Below are 17,502 nucleotides of genomic sequence, written 5' to 3'. Positions count from 1 at the left end.
TTTAATGAACAAATGTTTGCGAAGGACCTGTTGAACGAATCATTTGCTGAAGCCTCTCCATAACATTTGCTAAAAACAAAATGGATTGTCGGGCATCATAGTCATCGACATCTAGCGAGTGATCGGCGTTTTTAATCACTTCAATTTTAAAATGTAAATGCTGAAGCTGCTCGATTTTCTCTGCACTATAGTGATGATCTTGGTCTCCGATCACTAGTAACCCTTGGTGGGAGCTGGCCAGCAGTGATTGGAAGAGAGACTTAGCCCGTAAAAGAGGTGTGAATAAAATCATTTTAGATGAAGCAAATTCTTCTCTTTTCATTAAAACATTTGCCATTGGAAGTGTTCCAATCGACTTCCCTACAAAAATGGTTTCCTTGTAGGAACCGTTTTTCAATACTTCTGCTATAACAGGATCGATATCAGCCATCATAATGTCCGTTAATTCTTCATTAGTCTTTCGTAGCGTTTGGTCATCGTATGCATAATCAACGCGTACAATATCAATGTCATTTCGAAGCATCATCATTTTTGCGTAATAAAACAGGGGACTATCATATTTATAGCCTGCACCTGCAAACATAAAGCAGACGGTTTTGGAGTCTACTTCTGTGTGAGTGTAGGGGATAACGCGATTACGTAATTGAATTTCCTTTTTCGTGACACGCACCATCTTCTCTTCCTCCAATCGTATCCATAGTTTATCATAAATTTCCAATTTTTTTATAAAAGATTTTTCCGTTCAAATGACACGAAGCGTTGATAGATAAAGAAAAAAACGATTTAGCCAAGCAGTTAAATCGTTTTTTCAAGCATAATTTTTACTTCTTTTTCGTGGTCTACATATGTACCTACAATTTGAAAGCCATGTTGTAGATTTAAAATCAGCATATCTCGCCATTTGTTTGTCGTTTTGGTTGTAATCCTCGTATACCCAGCACCTTGACAATAGTCATGCTGATAGCTCATTAAGGAAGACGCAATACCTTTTCGGCGATGGGCAGGATGTACACCGCCTAACCAGCTATAAAACGTATGTTTATTTATTTCATAGCCAAGCTTATAAGCAACGATACGCTCTTTTTCTTTAAAAGCTAAAATTTGTACGTTCTTTTTTTCTTCCAATTGATGCAATAGCTGTCCACTGTAAGTTGGACCGAAAAGTAGCTCATGTAGCTCAAAGAAAGAAGGATAGTTTCGTAATTGATAGAGTGGGATGTTAATAATCATACGGTTGCTCCTTTTCTGTATGTATTCGTCTATTATATAAAAAATAGCTATTTATAGAAATATTTAGCTTATAAAATTATAATAATGTGATAAGAACTACCTATAAAAAGGAAAAAAGGTTGGTGTGATGCAAATAGGGAGAATTAATTATGAAACCATTTCTTGTATGAACGGGATGCCGGGTAATGACAATTCCTATTTTTAATTCCGCGTATTAGATTAGTAAATGGCAAGAGAAGTAATGGACATAAACCAAATCAATGATGTGAAAGAGGAGAATGAGATGACGATCATTACACTGACCTCAATGAATGAAGAAGAGTTTAATTTATTTTTGGACGCTACAGTTCCTAGATATGCACAGAGCGTGTCAAAAGCTCAGGAGATTTCATTTGAGAGCGCTCTAGAAAAAGCGACTTCTCAGACAGGGACGCTACTATACGAGGGTTTACAGACACCCAATCATTATTTTTTTCAAATTTTGTGTGATGGGACATCAATAGGAAACCTATGGATTTATATTGATGTGAACACGAATAGTGCCTTTTTATATGAGATTTTTATTGTAGAAGAAGGACGTGGCAAAAGAATCGGATATCATGCCATTAAAAAGGCAGAAGAATGGCTGATTCATGAAAAAGGTGTACCAAAATTCGGTTTGCACGTATTTGCTTATAATGAAAGAGCACACAAGCTCTATCAAAAACTAGGCTTTCAGGAAATAAGTTTTACAATGTCTAAAACGATAGAACCGTAAAAATTCGTCACAGGCTTATCCCATATCTGTCTCATTTAATTTCACGGTCGATCCTTGTTGCTGGAACTTTAATCGGTTAAGCGTTCTCTTTTTAGTAAATAGAAAATATCTCGATATAATATAGATGTGAAAAGATCGAAAAGGAAATGATTGATTTCCAGTTATTTTACAGAGTAACTCATTAAAATAAAAGGATTGTAGCCGATATAGTTAATAGGAATACTATTTTTTTACAATAGGATTCTCTACATACTACAAACGAGGAAGTGTCAAAGAGTTATGAGATTACAAGACAAAGTAGCAATCATTACAGGCGGAGCTTCTGGTATCGGTCGAGCAACGGCACTTAAATTTGCACGTGAAGGAGCAAAAGTGGTCATTGGTGATTTTAATGAAGCACAAGGCACGGAAACGGTCCGACTCATTCAAGAACAGGGCGGAGAAGCAGCGTTTTTTCAAACGGACGTGACGGAATTTGAACAGGTAGAGAACCTGGTGCAGTTTACGGTTGATACGTTCGGGACGATTACGACGATTTTTAACAATGCAGGCATTGCGTACGCAAAATCGTTTCTTGATCATGATCCGAAAGACTTTGATCGCGTCCTAAAAGTAAATTTATACGGTGTTTACTACGGAGTGCTAGCAGCAGGACGCAAAATGAAAGAGCTTGGTGTTTCTGGTGTTATTATTAATAATGCATCTGTATTTGGCTTTATGGGGACGCCTGGAATTACTGGGTATCAAGCAGCAAAAGGTGGGGTTGTAACACTCACAAAGCATGCGGCCGTAGAACTTGCACCTCATGGTATTCGCGTGGTGGCGGTAGGTCCAGCAGCGGTAGACACGCCGATCTTACAAGGAAATAAAGATGCTGGTTTAACAAAATTCATGGAATATCAGCAGCTGACGAAAAAGCTCATTCAGCCAGAGCAAGTAGCGAATGTTGTTGCTTTTATGGCTTCTGATGAAGGTGATAGCATTAACGGAACGACTGTTATGTCTGATGATGGCTATTCGGTCTTCAAATCTCATTTACGATAAGGGAAAAGCGATCTCGTACAAACGGAGTCCACTGAAAAACTTTAGATTTTTTAGATGATCAGTGGAACGCAAGACAAAAAAGCTGGGTCAATTTCGTTTTCCAGAATCGACCCAGCTTTTTCTTCATTCTTTTTCCCATGTTTTCCTTCATTAACTTTCACATTCTTTTTAGGGTGAGGGTGAAAATGGCCATTGCCCCTTGCGTTTCCATGACAATGAGACCAGTGGATGTGGCTACATCCACTGGTCTATGCTTGAATTCGCTATTCTTCCCTTCAATTTTAGACCGTTCCTTGGATTTCTCCTTGAAGTATGCTCCTCTTTGAAAAGGTGCTTGTTCCATATGCTCCGTTGACGTCAATGAAACGGAATCATTGGACTCACCCTTTTGAATAAATGGATTTTCTTCATTATCAAGCAAAAAACGGCCAAGTTCCTTTCGAAATGGAAACTTGACCGTTCTATCTGATACAGTCGCTCTAGGTGGTTTGAAACGGAAGGTGCGAGACTCCTGCGGGATTAGCGTGACAGGTGAGACCCCACAGAGCAGCGAGGAGGCTCACCGCACGCCCCGCGGAAAGCGAAGCGACCTGGAGTGGAAATCAACCGACTCTGTTATGAACGCCATCCTTTAAGTACTTTTTCAGTGGCCTCCCACAAATGAGGTCGCTTTTTTTTACATCGTTTCATGGAAATTGACGTTACCTGCGGGTGATTCTAGCTTTTTAGTCTTTAGAAAGCTCCATACGCCGATGCTCGTAAGAAAGCAAAGGCAACCGGCAATCATAAAAACGGTTCCTACGCCGAGATGTTTAGCGAGAATGGCGCCGATGGAAGGGGCAAGGAGCATCATAGTAATTTGAATGCTTTGAGCAACCGAGCTGACCCGAGCCATTTTATCAGCGGGTGTGTCTCGCTGAAGCAAATAGGCATATGGTAAGTGCTCGCCGCATGAGATCGCACCGCACAAGAAGGCGCCGATAAACCAAATATAGGCGTGAAGTGTAATCAAATTGCTAGCTCCAAGACCGAGAAGAATAATGAATGAACCGATTCCCAAAAAGCTAACGGCCATTGTAGTAATCGGTTTTTGCTGCCAAAAACGAAGGTGACCAAGAGCGAGTGCCCCAACAACGGATCCTAATCCGACAGAAGAGATTAATAGTCCAAAAAACGATTCGTCAAACTGAAGCTCCTTGGAAACAAAGACGAGTAATCCATCGTATAAAAACACGATAAAAAGGGAAATAGACGATGCAATAAGAGCAGTGAGAACGAGCGTGCTTTGACGAAGTTGACGAAATCCTGCACTCAATTCGTTCATATAGCTCGCTTTCTCTTTCAGCTGGTGATGGGACGAAAAAGCAGGAATATGAACGGTTAACAGCGGAAGAATGGCGAGTAAAAATAACGCGCTTTCTATTTTGAGTGCGGTCGAGACGCTAAACGCATGAACAAGCAATCCGCTAAGGGACGGCCCAATAATTTTCGTGGTGTTGGATGAGATTTGTGTAAGGGTCACTGCTTGAGAAAGGTGGCGCTCAGAAACAAGAGCTCGAATACTTGCCTGCTTAGCCGGATCAAATAGAGAGGCGACCGTCCCCTTTAAAAAAACAAGAAAAAGTAAAGCAATGAAAGAAGGCGCAAGTAAATAGCTAAGAATGAGTAGACTTCGCAGCATAAGAGTAGTAATTAAGACCATTTTTTTCGGCAGGCGATCTACAAATACGCTTGCAAACGGGCCGATGATGACCCAAGGAAGACCGTACGTAATAATGAAGGCGGCCATTGCTTCTTCCTTCAATCCCCACTGATAGGCAATTAAAACCGTTAAAATCGTAAAATCAAACCAGTTTCCAAGATCTGATAACAGCTGGGCACTAAAAAAAGAGCGGTAGGAGGATTCACGTAAAGGAGAAAGTAAATGGTTAGCTTTCATCAGACTTCTCCAGTTCGAGCGCTTTTTTTATGCGTTCTTTTTTCTTGTCAATTAAGTTGGACGGGTCCTGTGCTGGAGGCTTTGCGGGACCTTTTACTGCTTCAATTGTTTCATCAATCCACTCGAGTTCCGCCTGCAGCTTTTTCTGTACATATTGAATGGTATACATGCCAAATTCACTAATGGTTGAGACCCCGTTTTTTGGCCAGTTCGTGTAATAAGCAAGCGTTTCTTCCGTTTCTTTTTTTCGTTTCAACAAATGGGGAATAACGCCTTCGCGATCTTCAAGCATAACGTGGTTCCAAAAGCTGACCTTAATTAGCAGTTCATCCTTTAGAATAGGGGGCTGCGGGGATTCTTTTAGCCATTTCTGTAATTCCCGCCATCCCTTTGATGTGAGGTCATATACCTTTTTCCCTCTTCCTGTTTCCTCGTGGTGTAACGTTTCAATAAGCCCTTCTGATTCTAATTTCTTCAGCTTGGGATAGATGCTTCCGAAACTAATTCCCCAATACATTCCTGCACCAGGATGCTCAAATTCTTGCTTAATGTCATAACCGGTACAAGGTCGCGTACTAATGACAGCTAAGATATAGTGTTCAATAGTCAACTAGGTCACATCCTTTCAAAGTTAATATATCGTTTTGATATATCATTATGATATATTGACATGAAATGTGTGTCAATAATGAAAAAATTTAGAAAGTAATGGTTTTTTTGGCATACTATCATAGAAAATGGATCAAGCATTGCAACTATTCGCACTTTCGATTAAGATTAGACTAAGTCAGTTTGCGATAAATACTGACAGAGAGCTAGATCACCACGTTTTGTTAGAAATCATTTCTAATTGATCACCCATAAATTAATCTTTTTGACGAAAGATATAATGATGGACGCAAATGATTCATAACATAAAGAACGGGTGCAAAAAGAAGAAATTTACAGAATTAAAGCGAGGAACTCACATGAAAAAGCAAGTAGTAGTATTTACAGGTGGCGGCTCGGCTGGGCACGTCACACCTAATATTGCGATTATGAATGAGCTAGATCCACAAAAATGGGATATCCATTACATTGGCTCTCGCAAAGGAATTGAAAAAGAATTAATTACAAAAATAAATATTCCATACCACGGAATTTCAAGCGGAAAGCTTAGAAGATACATAGATTTAGAAAACGTAAAAGACGTGTTTCGAGTGATAAAGGGAATTATGGATGCACGTCGTGTGCTTCGTAAGCTAAAGCCTGCGGTTGTCTTTTCAAAAGGTGGGTTTGTGACGGTACCCGTTATTATGGCGGCCAAATCGTTGAACATTCCGGTATATCTACACGAAAGTGATTTAACGCCAGGCCTTGCCAACAAAATTGCGCAGCGCTTTGCGGCGAAAATCTTTACTTCTTTTGAAGAAGCGGCGAAGTTCTTTCCGTCCACTAAAACAGAAGTGGTGGGATCTCCGATACGTCGCCAGCTTTTCGAAGGTGATGCGCTAAATGGGCGTCGCTGGTTAGGCTTTGATGTGAATCGTCCGATCCTAACGGTAATGGGAGGAAGCTTAGGAGCGAAGAAAATTAATAGCTCTGTACGGGAAGCTCTTCCAGAACTGTTGAAAGAATTTCAAGTCGTTCATTTGTGCGGGAAGGGTAACCTTGATTCGAGCCTAGAAACAGTAGAGGGATACAAACAGCTTGAATACGTACACGAAGAATTGGCGGACATTTTAGCTGCGACAGACTTTGTCGTAACGCGCGGCGGCTCCAATGCGATTTTTGAGTTTTTATCGCTTCATAAGCCAATGTTAATTATTCCGCTACCAAAAAGCCAAAGTCGCGGTGACCAAATTTTAAATGCGCAAGCTTTCTCCAAAAAAGGGTATGCAGTCGTTTTAGAAGAGGAGCAGCTAACAAAAGAAACGTTCATTGAACAAATCGACTACTTAGAGAGTCATGGTACCGTAATTCAGGCCAACATGCGTGAAGCGACTAAAACGGATACCATTGCGTATTTAGTGGAGCAAATTGATCGTATGCACAAAGGATAAAGAAATGAGAAGAAATCAAAGAATACTTTGGTTTCTTTTTTGTGTTTTTACATGGATAATAATTCCACGAATAACGAGGACGTGCTATAGTTAAGAAAAGGCATGGTTTTTTTAGTTTTTTTTAGGAGGAAACCAATGAGTAAGAAGGTGTTTTTAGTAAGGCATTGCCAAGCAAAGGGACAGGAAGAAAGCGCTATCTTAACGGAAAAGGGGTTTCTTCAGGCAGAAGCGCTTAGCTGTTTTTTTGAGCAGTATAATATTGACCGCATTATCTCGAGTCCGTATACTCGTGCACTGCAAACGATTGAGCCAACCGCACGAATAAAAGGGGTGAAAGTCGAACAGGACATGCGTCTAACGGAGCGTATATTAAGCGCTTCATCAATGAACGACTGGTATGAAAAGCTGGAAAAAACGTTCCGAGATCTCGATCTCTCGTATGAGGGCGGCGAATCAAGCCGAGAAGCAATGCGCCGTGCCCAGTCAGTCATTCACGATATAGCGGATCATGAGGCGGATTCCACTGTTTTAGTAACGCATGGAAATTTACTTTCGCTTCTACTAAAAAGTTATGATGCATTGATCGGGTTTCCACAGTGGGCTGAGCTTCGGAATCCAGATGTGTTTTTGCTTGAATTGAAAGATTTTAAGATAAAGCGCCTTTATCCGCTATGATTTGACAACTTATGAAGAGACTCGCTACACTTCATAAGTGATGCTTCACACATGAACAACTGAAGATAGAGGGAGAGATCTTAACATGAAGGAATTAAATGGACAGATAAAGCAGGCCTCTGAAGTGTTGCAGTCCTTTTCAAACATCACGAAAGAAGCGGGAAAATGGACACAAAAAAATGCATCTAGTCTAGATTTAAGCGTTCAACAAATGGTTATAATTAATACACTTTCTATTCACAAGGTGCTAACAGTAGAGAAGCTAGAAGCACAGCTACATCTATCAAACAATACGATTCACACACAACTAGAGACTATTGTGCAACGTGGATTTGTCGAACGCACAATGAACGATCAACGTGAGGGACAGCTATCACTTACAGATGAAGGAAGAAAAAAGGCTAATATGTCTATTCAAAACGCCTCTTCCTATAAAGCAATGATGAGGGCGTTGCAGTCCTTTTCTGAAGAGGAAAAAGCACAGCTATTAGCTATGCATGCACGAATCTTAGAGGGACTAAAAGTAGAGGAATGATTTTCCTCTGTCTAAAAAAGACAAAATATTCAATTTTTTCAGGTAGTGGTAATGTGACCGAATTTACAAAAAGAAGCAGTTCAAAAAAATGCATAAAAGGGAGTTTTGGGCGTGCCGGGGGTCTTTTTTCGAAAAAGGAAACAACAAATAGATGAAACAGCTACCGCGGTGGCTGACAAATCGTTTTATGAGGGAGAGCTACCTTTTTTTAAAGGTCTAGGAGAAGAAGAAATTCAGCAGCTATTACATACGCTACAAGCGGGGATTTGGTCATTTGACTGTGAAACACAAACATACACATTTTGTACTGAGGGAATTACGCGTATTACGGGTATAGCAGCGCAGTCATTTTTACAGGGGTCTGTGACGTGGATTAATTATGTAGCAGAAGAAGATCAAGAAGTCTATAAAAAGAAGCAAAAAGAGTTGCTAAACGGAAATCCAATTGAGCACGAATACCGTATTACGTTAGAAGATGGAACGGTAAAATGGATACATGATCATACCTTTCCAACGCTTGATGAAAGAGGAAAGGTAATACGAATAAGCGGCTTTATTACAGATATTGATCACTACAAGCAGCTCATTCAGGATATGAACCATATTTCTACACACGATTACTTAACGAAATTACCCAATCGTTTTTCATTTCAGCAGCAAATTGCTACAGCTATTCATCAAGCGCATGAAAAGGGAGAAAAATTTGCGATCTTTAAAATTAATTTGGATCGGTTTAAATACATAAATGATCAGTTAAATCACGAAGTAGGAGATCAGGTACTTATTGAAGTGACGAAGCGCCTCGCTCGTTATGGCGAAAGATATGAATGGTTTATTAGCAGGGTAGGTTCGGATGAGTTTGCGTTTTTACTTCCGTCTTTATCACGTTTAGAAGATGTGCAGCAGATGGCAAAAGACGTTATGGAGCTGCTGAGCGAGCCGATCACAGTGAATGAATATGAAATTTATGTTACGACATGCATTGGGATTACCATTTTTCCACACGATGGTCATACGGAGGAAGTGCTCAGAAAAAATGTCGATGCGGCTCTACATCGTGCGAAAGAACTTGGGATAAGCAATTATTATGTATACACACACAATTTAAACGCTGAATCCTACAAGATGTATACGCTAGAGCATGATATGAGAAAGGCGTTAAAAAATCGTGAATTCCATGTCTATTATCAGCCGAAGGTAGACATCACAACAAATGACATCATAGGGGCGGAGGCCCTTATACGCTGGGAGCATCCGATTTGGGGAATCGTTTCACCAAGTGAATTCATATCAATTTCTGAGGAGAACGGGCTGATCGTAGAAATCGGTGATTATGTAATTGAGGAAGTCTGTCGTCAACTGCGGGAATGGAAAGATTGCGACCATCCACTTGTTCCGATTTCTGTTAATATTTCACCGAAGCGTTTTTTGCAGAAAAATTTAAAAGCATTTTTATTTGCTACTCTACGTCAATACAACATAGAGCCTCAGTATTTGGAACTTGAAATTACCGAAAATTCACTCTTTCATAATCCAGAGGCGGTTGGGTTTATGATTGGGGAACTACGAGAATGGGGAATTAAATTCGCTCTCGATGATTTTGGAACCGGCTTTTCTTCTCTCATGCATATCAGAAACTTTCAAATTGATACATTAAAAGTAGATCGTTCGTTTATCCGTGATCTTGAAAACAGTGATAAAGACAAAAAAATTATTGAAATGCTCATTCATCTCGCAAAAGGGCTAGAGATCAATCTAGTGATTGAGGGAGTGGAAACGAAGCAACAGCTCGCTTTACTGAAGGATATGGGCAGTCATTATGTACAAGGTTATTTATACAGCAAGCCTGTTCCTGTTCAAGACTTTTCTGAGCTGATCGTTGAAAAGAACATTATTCCGGGTCGAAAGAAAAAAGCAGTACCTGCAAAAGAGCGCCGTCGTTTTTACCGAATGGATGTGCCTGTTCCGTTCGCCGGCGCCCTTTCCATTGTTTGTATTAAAGAAAAAGAGCTTGAAATGGGCAAGATGAAAATTGTAGTGGATAACATTGGCTTTGGTGGCATTCGTTTTAGTTCCCACTTGCACATGCCTGTTCGGGATGATGTACTATTAGAGGTTGAAATGAAGCTTCTTGGCTACACGCTTCGTCATATTGGGAAACTTGTCTGGAAAGAAGAACGCGATGATGGGTTTTATATGTATGGTATGGAGTTTATCCTAGAAGAAAAAGAGCGCCACTTATTAACAAAAGTGGTCAATCAGGTTACGATGACGCTACAGAAAAACCAAAAATTGCTTGAAACGGAGTTAATTGAAGAAGGAATTACGATGTATTTACAAAAAATTCAACAGCGAAAATGAGAGGGTAAAAAAGAGGAATGAATGTAGACATTATTCGTCCTCATTCATTCCTAAACGTCTTTTTAATTCAAACAATTCATCCTCTAGCATGTAAATTTTCTGGTGAATACGATAAAAAATAGGTAGATACACAAGTACTGCTAAGATTAACCATCCCATGTCGTGTTCCTTCTTTCTATGAGTTAAACTCTATGATTATTTACTAGTTTCTATAGTTTATGAGAGGAATAGGAGAGTATGCATAAAATTCATGAGTACAAATCGATAGAGAGCCTCTTAACAGAACAAGTGCCTTCATTTGTGCATGCCGTAATCGAGGGGCAGTTGCAAGGGGAGATATGGGTTGATCATCTAGATGCCCCTTCTTGTGCGATTGTCTCCACTTGGAATGGGGTGCATAGCTTCTTAGGGAAGGCAGGGAATCTAGTATTTGATAAGTGGCTCGTTCACTATATAAATAAAAAAAGCAGCGGCGGTCGCTTTACGGTCTTTGATCCAGAAGACGGTTTTAAGCGGTTGCTGCAACAAACATCATTATCTTTTCAAACGCATTTGCGTATCGGTTATCGCTGGGAGAAAAGAGAGCTTCCTTCTATCAATCATGCAATTCCCATTGGTCAGCAGGAAGTGGAGCTTAGTACGATTTTTACGGAAAGTTATTACGGGTTATGGTGGGATTCGGTGGATGCTTTCCTAGCAAAAGGAATAGGGGTATGTATAAAAGATGGGGAGGATTTAGTAGGAGAATGTGTGAGCATCTTTAAAACCTCTGAATATGCGGAAGTGGATATTGAGGTCAATCCAAAAGCAAGAGGGAAAGGTATTGGCTATGAGATAGGATGTGCATTTATTACAGAGTGTCTGCAGTTAGGAGTTGAGCCTAGATGGGACTGCGATCAGGACAACCTGGCTTCACAGCGACTCGCTCAAAAACTTGGCTTTATAAAAGGATATGAGTATCCACTCTATTCATTAACAAGCACGTCTAGCTAACGGCAGACGTGCTTTTCTTTGTTTTTAAACGTATTCCACATTTGCAAAGCATCGTATGTTTCAGTACTTTGATCGGGGTATGGCAATGTACACAATTCATAGAGGTGAACTCCTTTCGAGATCTTTGACTTATTTTGATGTTTCTCAGGCGCTTTCTCATATATTAATAGTCAGAGCATCAGCATCAACTTGTATAAATTAACCCTTAAAGAGATGAAAGGGCCCTCTTTTCGCTTTCAAAGGCAAAAGAGGGCTCTTTTTTTTAATTGATAAAAAGTAGGTGTAATTGAGAAAAACTACTTTCTCTTGGATGGAACAGATAGACCAAGACCTTCAGCTACGCGAATTCCATATTCAGGGTCCGCTTTATAAAAATGCTGAATTTGTCGACGCTTAATCTCATCACTTTCAACTGGTTTCATTGCCCCTACAATGTTTGAAATGAGACGCGTACGCTCGTCTTTTGTCAGCAAGCGGTATAAATCCCCAGCCTGCGTGTAGTGATCATCTTGATCATAAGCTACGCTATCTGCTACTCCTGATACAGGATAAGCGGCAGGCTTATGCTGAGGGGACTCTTTTGGTCCGTTCAAGCTATTCGGCTCGTAGTAAACAGAACCACCACCGTTGTTGTCAAAACGCATTTGCCCATCGCGCTGGTACGTATGAACATCTGCTTTCGGACGATTAATCGGCAGTGCCTGATGGTTGGCTCCTACGCGGTAGCGATGCGCATCGTGATAAGCGAACAAACGTCCTTGCAACATTTTATCTGGTGAAACGTCAATACCAGGAACGAGTGTACCAGGAGAGAAGGTAGCTTGCTCCACTTCGGCAAAATAGTTTTCAGGGTTGCGGTCTAGCACCATACGCCCAACCTCTTGAAGCGGATAATCCTTTTGTGACCACACTTTTGTGACATCAAACGGATCAAATCGGTATGTGTCAGCATCCTCAAGCGGCATGATTTGCACGTAAAGCCTCCATGCTGGATAATCCCCGTTTTCAATCGCGTTGTACAAGTCTTCAGTATGAGAGTCAGGATTTTCTCCTGCTAATCGCTGTCCCATTTCTTCTGTTAAGTTTTTAATTCCTTGTTCAGTTTTAAAGTGATATTTCACCCATACACCGTCGCCATCTTCGTTTACCCATTTGAACGTGTGGCTGCTAAATCCGTGCATGTGACGATATGTCGCTGGAATACCGCGGTCGGACATCAAAATGGTCACTTGGTGAAGAGATTCAGGTGATAGTGACCAAAAATCCCATACGGCGTTTGGATTTTTTAAGTGGGTTGCAGGGTGACGCTTTTGTGTATGAATAAAGTCCGGAAACTTAATCGCATCGCGGATAAAGAATACGGGCGTATTATTTCCGACAAGATCATAATTTCCTTCTTCTGTATAAAACTTCACCGCAAATCCACGCGGATCACGAACAGAATCTGCTGATCCGTTTTCGCCAGCTACCGTTGAAAAGCGAACGAACAAAGGCGTGCGTTTTCCAACGTCAGAAAGAAACGCGGCTTTTGTGTAGGAAGTAACATCCTTTGTTACTTCAAAATAGCCGTGAGCACCTGCACCTTTCGCATGAACAACGCGTTCAGGAACACGTTCACGGTTAAAATGAGCCAATTTTTCAAGCAGATGAACATCTTGAATAAGTGTAGGGCCTCTAGATCCCGCGGTCATTGAATGCTGATTGTCGCCTACAGGAGCTCCCCAGCTTGTTGTTAGGTGTTGATTTTTTTTCGTCATAAACGATCACCTCATATGTATTTTTTAGTTAAGTAAATGATAACACCTCTCAAAGAAAAATCAATACTAAATTATAATTATTTTAAAAAGAAAATGATTATAACAGATGATTTGTAAAAAAGGGCTAGTACATACCTATCCGAAATGGCGTTCGTTCATGACAAAATTTTAACAGCTTTGCAAAAAGTAGTTGACGAGACCTGTAAACGTGCTTTAGAGTACTAAGTGTATTAAGTAACATAATACAGTTCATACGATAGCGTATACAGTTTAAGTAAAGCATTGAGGAAGCGTTCGTTATGAAGGGATGTTTGCTCAAAAAGAAGCTGTGCGTAAAAAATAAAAGAAGGGGTCTTACATATGATCGAAGTACGAAATGTTAGCTTATCTTTTGAAATTGGAAAAAAAGATCAAAAGCAGGTAACACCTGTGTTAAAAGATGTATCACTAAACGTAAAAAAGGGAGAAATCGTCACCGTAGTAGGACGTAGTGGGTCTGGGAAATCGACGCTCTTAAATGTCATTGGTGGATTTATTCATCCGAAAGAAGGTCAAATCCTTATCGATGAAGTAGATGTTTCCGGCTACAATGAAGCGCAATTTGCTGATTTTCGTCTTGAAAATATGGGCTTTATTTTTCAGAGCTTTCAGCTTATTCAAAGCATGACGGCGTTTGAAAACGTCGAGTTGCCGCTCATTCTAAAGGGGATGAGTGAAGGAGAGCGTAGAGTGCAGACGCAGGCTTTGCTAGAAAAAGTAGGATTATGGGCGTATAAGGATCATTATCCGAGTGAACTATCGGGCGGACAGCAGCAACGTGTAAGTATTGCACGCGCTCTTATTGTCAATCCGCCGCTGATTTTAGCTGATGAGCCAACGGGAAGTTTAGACAGCACAACAGAAGAAGAGCTGCTAGGACTGATTCAAAGCTTAAATCAAGAGTTAGGCATTACGTTCCTCATTATCACCCACGACCAAGAGGTAGCAAAAATTGGACATCGAACGGTTGAAATGGTTGATGGTCGACTAAAAGAAGGAGTAAGAATATGAGAATAAAAGATCAGCTGCGATTTGTTCGCCAAAATATGAAAAAAAATAAAACGAGAATTTTCATGACGGTCTTGGCTACGGCCATTGGGTGCGCGTTTCTCATTGTCCTGGCATCCATCGGATTTGGATTACAAGAAAGTATTGTAAAGGAAATCACTGAGGACAGAGCGGTTACAGAAATTGAAGTGCACGGAAAAAACAATGACGATGACTACCAGCCGATTACAGATAAAGAAGTGTCGGAGCTAGAAGGTATTAAAAATGTAAAAGCCGTCACAAGACATCAAAACCTACAGCAGGGTGCTTCTTATACGATTAGTCAATATCAATCAGGAGGAGCACAAACCGTTGTGACAGATTTCCCATCAGAAGTTCGTTCAGGATTTAAACTATCTGATGGTCGATTACCAAAAAAAGAGAACGAGATTATTGTAGGGTACGACTTTGTAAATGGTTTAGAGCCAGTCGGTACAAAGCCGGATGACTTATACGGAAAAGACGGAGCTGTTAACCAGAAATATCGCTACAAAGAAAATCTCATTGGTAAAACCATTCAAATGAAAGTCGTTCAAAACGAAAACGGAAAAGAAGAAGAAAAAGTCATTCCGTTGACGGTAGTAGGCATTGGTCAAGACCCGGGTAAGAAGTGGGTGATGAATCAGAATGTCTTCATTTCTTCACAAGTACTTAGTCAAATTGAGCAGTTTACCGGAACGGAGAAAGGTGCTGTTCGATCAGGAGATTCAGCAGAAGATCTTTCACCACAGGACCAAAATACGTATGACGAAATTAAGGTCTATGCAGATAACGTAGAAGACGTGAATGGGATTGTGGATCAGCTCGATAAAAAACAGTATCTTTCGTATTCCATTGTAAGCGAGTTAAAGCAAATTAATATGGTGTTTAACGTGTTAAAGGTAGGGTTAATTCTAGTCGGTACAATTGCGATCGTCATCGCATCTATCGGGATTTATAACACCATGACAATGGCCGTGACGGAGCGCTCTCCGGACATTGGGATCATGAAAGCGATTGGTGCGAATCCGAAGACCATTAAACGAATTTTCTTATTGGAAAGCAGCTACATTGCTATTATGGGAGCAATTGTTGGGACAGTGGTCGCTTATATTGTGAGCTTTGGCGTAAACCTTGCGTTGCCACCTATTCTTGCGAAGGTGTTCAATCAAGACCTTCCAGCTAATCTAATGTTTTCCTACATTCCGTGGATTCTCCCCATCATTTGTATTGCCATTTGCTTCCTCGTGACGATTGCATCAGGTATGCGTCCAGCGACACGCGCGACGAAGGTCGATGTATTGAAGGCGTTAAGACGAGAAGTTTAATAAGTAAAACGCCCCTTGCGCAAGGGGCGTTTTGTTTGCGTTTAATATGGATGCGCATCGTTTCCTTTTTGCTCGGCTTCCTTCACCACATCTGCCGCACCGCTGCTACCAGCCGGAGAGCCACCATGCTTTGGTAGAGATCCATTGGAAGGAGATATCTCTTCATTGACTTCCAGATGATAGGATCCATTTTCGCTTCGAACCCCAATTCCAAGTCCGTTGGCCACTTGCATACCATAATCCTCATCACACTTCAAAAAGTGCTTCACCATGGTCGTTTGAATACGCTGATGAGCTGGTTTTAATGCAGCAATCAGATTTTGAATCAAGTCGTTTCGTTCCCACTCTTCAAGCAGTCGGTAACGTTCGCCTGCTTGCTTGTAATCGTTGGTACGATCAATTTTCGCCTTTTGCAGATTTCCTTCCACATTAGGCTGATACGGATGTGGACGCTTATTTGCTTCTTTTAATCCACCGAGAACGGAAGGCTCATAGTTCACGTGCGGATTTTGCTTTGGACCGCTATCGACGTGGTAGGCCATCTGACCGTCACGAAGATTGTTTGCTACGTGCTTTTTCGGCGCGTTAATCGGAAGCTGTTGGTAATTTGATCCCACACGATAGCGCTGCGTATCCGAATACGAGAAGGTACGTCCTTGAAGCATTTTATCATCTGAAAAATCAAGACCGTCTACTAAAACCCCAGTTCCAAAAGCAACCTGTTCGACCTCTGCAAAGAAGTTTTCGGGGTTTTTGTTTAAAACGAGCTTTCCAACTTTCAAAAAAGGAAACTGATCCTCTGGCCAAATCTTTGTGTCATCGAGTGGATCAAAGTCAAGCTCAGGATGCTCGTGATCGTCCATAATTTGAATGCAAAGTTCCCACTCAGGATAGTTTCCTTCTTCAATCGCTTCGTATAAATCCTGTGTGGCGTGTGAAAAGTTCTTCGCCTGAATTTTTTCTGCATCTTCTTGTGTTAGGTTTTTAATTCCTTGCATCGGCTCCCAGTGATATTTCACTAAATAGCCTGTTCCTTCTTTGTTCACCCATTTATACGTGTTTACCCCAGAACCTTGCATTTGACGATAATTTGCCGGAATACCCCACGGTGAGAAGAGAAATGTAATCATGTGAAGCGATTCGGGCGTTTGCGATAAAAAGTCAAAAATGCGCTCGGTGTCCTGGCGATTTGTGACAGGATCAGGCTTAAAAGCGTGGATTAGATCTGGAAACTTCATCGCATCACGGATGAAAAATACTTTTAAATTATTCCCGACCAAATCCCAGTTTCCGTCTTCTGTATAAAACTTGACGGCAAACCCACGTGGATCACGCGCCGTTTCAGGTGAATCTTTTCCAAACGTCACCGTTGAAAAACGTACAAATGCGGGTGTCTGTTTGCCTGCACCAGAAAAGATCTTCGCACGTGTGTATTTCTCTACCGGCTCATCGCCTAATTTTCCGTATGTTTCAAAATAACCGTGCGCACCTGTACCACGAGCATGAACAACACGCTCTGGAATACGCTCACGATCAAAATGGGAAATTTTTTCAATGAAATCGTAATTCTCAAGCGTGGCAGGGCCACGATTTCCGACCGTACGAATGTTTTGGTTGTCGCGCACAGGATGTCCTTGGCGGTTCGTTAGTGTTTCGCTGGTTTCACCTTCTGTAAATCGCTCATCTAATGGTCCGCCTGTACCGTTAACGTGCGTACCATGATGGTTTTGATCCTTTTCCATATGTAAGCAGCCTCCTTCAATGTAGCCTAGTTCA

General features: G+C 41.0%; 17 protein-coding genes and 1 pseudogene. 10 read left to right on the top strand and 8 right to left on the bottom strand.

The window, feature by feature from the left end; genetic code table 11:
• Position 1 precedes the first annotated feature (1 nt).
• Both AMD01_RS15625 and AMD01_RS15620 read right to left on the bottom strand, forming a co-directional pair.
• Positions 2-673 carry an alpha/beta family hydrolase gene (locus tag AMD01_RS15625; RefSeq protein WP_425415147.1) on the bottom strand — a complete coding sequence of 224 codons (672 nt, stop codon included), beginning with the start codon at positions 671-673 and terminating at the stop codon, positions 2-4.
• 122 nt (positions 674-795) lie between these two features.
• Positions 796-1,230, bottom strand: coding sequence for a GNAT family N-acetyltransferase (locus tag AMD01_RS15620; RefSeq protein ID WP_053402370.1), 435 nt, complete (start codon positions 1,228-1,230; stop codon positions 796-798).
• A gap of 241 nt (positions 1,231-1,471) precedes the next feature.
• On the opposite strand from AMD01_RS15620, the gene AMD01_RS15615 reads away from it, so the two are divergent.
• Together AMD01_RS15615 and AMD01_RS15610 are read left to right on the top strand one after the other, a co-directional pair.
• Positions 1,472-1,987 (top strand): GNAT family N-acetyltransferase, encoded by a 516-nt coding sequence (locus tag AMD01_RS15615; protein WP_169775975.1) that lies wholly within the window; start codon positions 1,472-1,474, stop codon positions 1,985-1,987.
• 279 nt (positions 1,988-2,266) lie between these two features.
• Positions 2,267-3,031 (top strand): SDR family NAD(P)-dependent oxidoreductase, encoded by a 765-nt coding sequence (locus AMD01_RS15610; protein WP_053402368.1) that lies wholly within the window; start codon positions 2,267-2,269, stop codon positions 3,029-3,031.
• A gap of 157 nt (positions 3,032-3,188) precedes the next feature.
• Here the strand turns inward: AMD01_RS15610 and AMD01_RS15605 are convergent.
• A pseudogene (locus AMD01_RS15605) lies at positions 3,189-3,401 on the bottom strand (IS5/IS1182 family transposase); the annotation flags it as partial.
• Positions 3,402-3,483: 82 nt separating this feature from the next.
• Here AMD01_RS15605 and AMD01_RS24220 point away from each other — a divergent pair.
• Positions 3,484-3,666: a hypothetical protein gene (locus AMD01_RS24220; protein WP_157052760.1), complete on the top strand. Its 183-nt coding sequence runs from the start codon at positions 3,484-3,486 to the stop codon at positions 3,664-3,666.
• A gap of 41 nt (positions 3,667-3,707) precedes the next feature.
• On the opposite strand, the gene AMD01_RS15600 is transcribed toward AMD01_RS24220, so the two are convergent.
• Both AMD01_RS15600 and AMD01_RS15595 read right to left on the bottom strand, forming a co-directional pair.
• Positions 3,708-4,970, bottom strand: coding sequence for an MFS transporter (locus tag AMD01_RS15600; protein ID WP_053402367.1), 1,263 nt, complete (start codon positions 4,968-4,970; stop codon positions 3,708-3,710).
• Positions 4,960-5,580 carry a PadR family transcriptional regulator gene (locus AMD01_RS15595; protein WP_053402366.1) on the bottom strand — a complete coding sequence of 207 codons (621 nt, stop codon included), beginning with the start codon at positions 5,578-5,580 and terminating at the stop codon, positions 4,960-4,962. The genes AMD01_RS15600 and AMD01_RS15595 overlap by 11 nt, the downstream gene beginning before the upstream one ends.
• 358 nt (positions 5,581-5,938) lie before the next feature.
• On the opposite strand from AMD01_RS15595, the gene AMD01_RS15590 reads away from it, so the two are divergent.
• The 4 genes from AMD01_RS15590 (at position 5,939) to AMD01_RS15575 (ending at position 10,583) form a co-directional block, all read left to right on the top strand.
• Positions 5,939-7,012: an undecaprenyldiphospho-muramoylpentapeptide beta-N-acetylglucosaminyltransferase gene (locus AMD01_RS15590; RefSeq protein WP_053402459.1), complete on the top strand. Its 1,074-nt coding sequence runs from the start codon at positions 5,939-5,941 to the stop codon at positions 7,010-7,012.
• A gap of 135 nt (positions 7,013-7,147) precedes the next feature.
• Positions 7,148-7,687, top strand: a complete 540-nt coding sequence (locus AMD01_RS15585; RefSeq protein ID WP_053402365.1) for a histidine phosphatase family protein — start codon at positions 7,148-7,150, stop codon at positions 7,685-7,687.
• An 85-nt stretch (positions 7,688-7,772) separates the two neighbouring features.
• Positions 7,773-8,222 (top strand): MarR family winged helix-turn-helix transcriptional regulator, encoded by a 450-nt coding sequence (locus AMD01_RS15580; RefSeq protein WP_053402364.1) that lies wholly within the window; start codon positions 7,773-7,775, stop codon positions 8,220-8,222.
• A 168-nt stretch (positions 8,223-8,390) separates the two neighbouring features.
• Positions 8,391-10,583 carry an EAL domain-containing protein gene (locus AMD01_RS15575; RefSeq protein WP_169775974.1) on the top strand — a complete coding sequence of 731 codons (2,193 nt, stop codon included), beginning with the start codon at positions 8,391-8,393 and terminating at the stop codon, positions 10,581-10,583.
• Between the two features lie 30 nt (positions 10,584-10,613).
• Here AMD01_RS15575 and AMD01_RS24955 read toward each other — a convergent pair whose 3' ends face one another.
• Positions 10,614-10,742 (bottom strand): hypothetical protein, encoded by a 129-nt coding sequence (locus tag AMD01_RS24955; protein ID WP_277933907.1) that lies wholly within the window; start codon positions 10,740-10,742, stop codon positions 10,614-10,616.
• A gap of 78 nt (positions 10,743-10,820) precedes the next feature.
• Here AMD01_RS24955 and AMD01_RS15570 point away from each other — a divergent pair, with 78 nt between their 5' ends.
• On the top strand, positions 10,821-11,576 hold the full coding sequence (locus AMD01_RS15570) for a GNAT family N-acetyltransferase (RefSeq protein ID WP_053402362.1): 756 nt from the start codon (positions 10,821-10,823) through the stop codon (positions 11,574-11,576).
• A 296-nt stretch (positions 11,577-11,872) separates the two neighbouring features.
• Here the strand turns inward: AMD01_RS15570 and katA are convergent, their stop codons facing one another.
• Positions 11,873-13,333 (bottom strand): catalase KatA, encoded by a 1,461-nt coding sequence (gene katA, locus AMD01_RS15565; protein ID WP_053402361.1) that lies wholly within the window; start codon positions 13,331-13,333, stop codon positions 11,873-11,875.
• 360 nt (positions 13,334-13,693) lie between these two features.
• Between katA and AMD01_RS15560 the strand changes: the two genes are divergently transcribed.
• Positions 13,694-14,383 carry an ABC transporter ATP-binding protein gene (locus AMD01_RS15560; protein WP_053402360.1) on the top strand — a complete coding sequence of 230 codons (690 nt, stop codon included), beginning with the start codon at positions 13,694-13,696 and terminating at the stop codon, positions 14,381-14,383.
• On the top strand, positions 14,380-15,726 hold the full coding sequence (locus AMD01_RS15555) for an ABC transporter permease (protein ID WP_053402359.1): 1,347 nt from the start codon (positions 14,380-14,382) through the stop codon (positions 15,724-15,726). Before AMD01_RS15560 ends, AMD01_RS15555 begins: the two co-directional genes overlap by 4 nt.
• A gap of 41 nt (positions 15,727-15,767) precedes the next feature.
• On the opposite strand, the gene AMD01_RS15550 is transcribed toward AMD01_RS15555, so the two are convergent.
• Positions 15,768-17,468 (bottom strand): catalase, encoded by a 1,701-nt coding sequence (locus AMD01_RS15550; RefSeq protein ID WP_053402358.1) that lies wholly within the window; start codon positions 17,466-17,468, stop codon positions 15,768-15,770.
• Positions 17,469-17,502 lie beyond the last annotated feature (34 nt).

The sequence above is a fragment of the Priestia koreensis genome, from assembly GCF_001274935.1.
Taxonomy (GTDB): Bacteria; Bacillota; Bacilli; order Bacillales; family Bacillaceae_H; genus Bacillus_AG; species Bacillus_AG koreensis.
This window is presented reverse-complemented; position numbering and strand designations above follow the sequence as displayed.

What these genes read in the sequence shown, in the direction of transcription:
- AMD01_RS15555 (WP_053402359.1), top strand. Translation starts at nt 14,380, where the DNA reads ATGAGAATAAAAGATCAGCTGCGATTTGTTCGCCAAAATATGAAAAAA.
- AMD01_RS15620 (WP_053402370.1), bottom strand. Translation starts at nt 1,230, where the DNA reads ATGATTATTAACATCCCACTCTATCAATTACGAAACTATCCTTCTTTC.
- AMD01_RS15590 (WP_053402459.1), top strand. Translation starts at nt 5,939, where the DNA reads ATGAAAAAGCAAGTAGTAGTATTTACAGGTGGCGGCTCGGCTGGGCAC.
- AMD01_RS15625 (WP_425415147.1), bottom strand. Translation starts at nt 673, where the DNA reads ATGGTGCGTGTCACGAAAAAGGAAATTCAATTACGTAATCGCGTTATC.
- AMD01_RS15585 (WP_053402365.1), top strand. Translation starts at nt 7,148, where the DNA reads ATGAGTAAGAAGGTGTTTTTAGTAAGGCATTGCCAAGCAAAGGGACAG.
- katA (WP_053402361.1), bottom strand. Translation starts at nt 13,333, where the DNA reads ATGACGAAAAAAAATCAACACCTAACAACAAGCTGGGGAGCTCCTGTA.
- AMD01_RS15570 (WP_053402362.1), top strand. Translation starts at nt 10,821, where the DNA reads ATGCATAAAATTCATGAGTACAAATCGATAGAGAGCCTCTTAACAGAA.
- AMD01_RS15610 (WP_053402368.1), top strand. Translation starts at nt 2,267, where the DNA reads ATGAGATTACAAGACAAAGTAGCAATCATTACAGGCGGAGCTTCTGGT.
- AMD01_RS15580 (WP_053402364.1), top strand. Translation starts at nt 7,773, where the DNA reads ATGAAGGAATTAAATGGACAGATAAAGCAGGCCTCTGAAGTGTTGCAG.
- AMD01_RS15550 (WP_053402358.1), bottom strand. Translation starts at nt 17,468, where the DNA reads ATGGAAAAGGATCAAAACCATCATGGTACGCACGTTAACGGTACAGGC.
- AMD01_RS15615 (WP_169775975.1), top strand. Translation starts at nt 1,472, where the DNA reads ATGGACATAAACCAAATCAATGATGTGAAAGAGGAGAATGAGATGACG.
- AMD01_RS15560 (WP_053402360.1), top strand. Translation starts at nt 13,694, where the DNA reads ATGATCGAAGTACGAAATGTTAGCTTATCTTTTGAAATTGGAAAAAAA.
- AMD01_RS15600 (WP_053402367.1), bottom strand. Translation starts at nt 4,970, where the DNA reads ATGAAAGCTAACCATTTACTTTCTCCTTTACGTGAATCCTCCTACCGC.
- AMD01_RS24955 (WP_277933907.1), bottom strand. Translation starts at nt 10,742, where the DNA reads ATGGGATGGTTAATCTTAGCAGTACTTGTGTATCTACCTATTTTTTAT.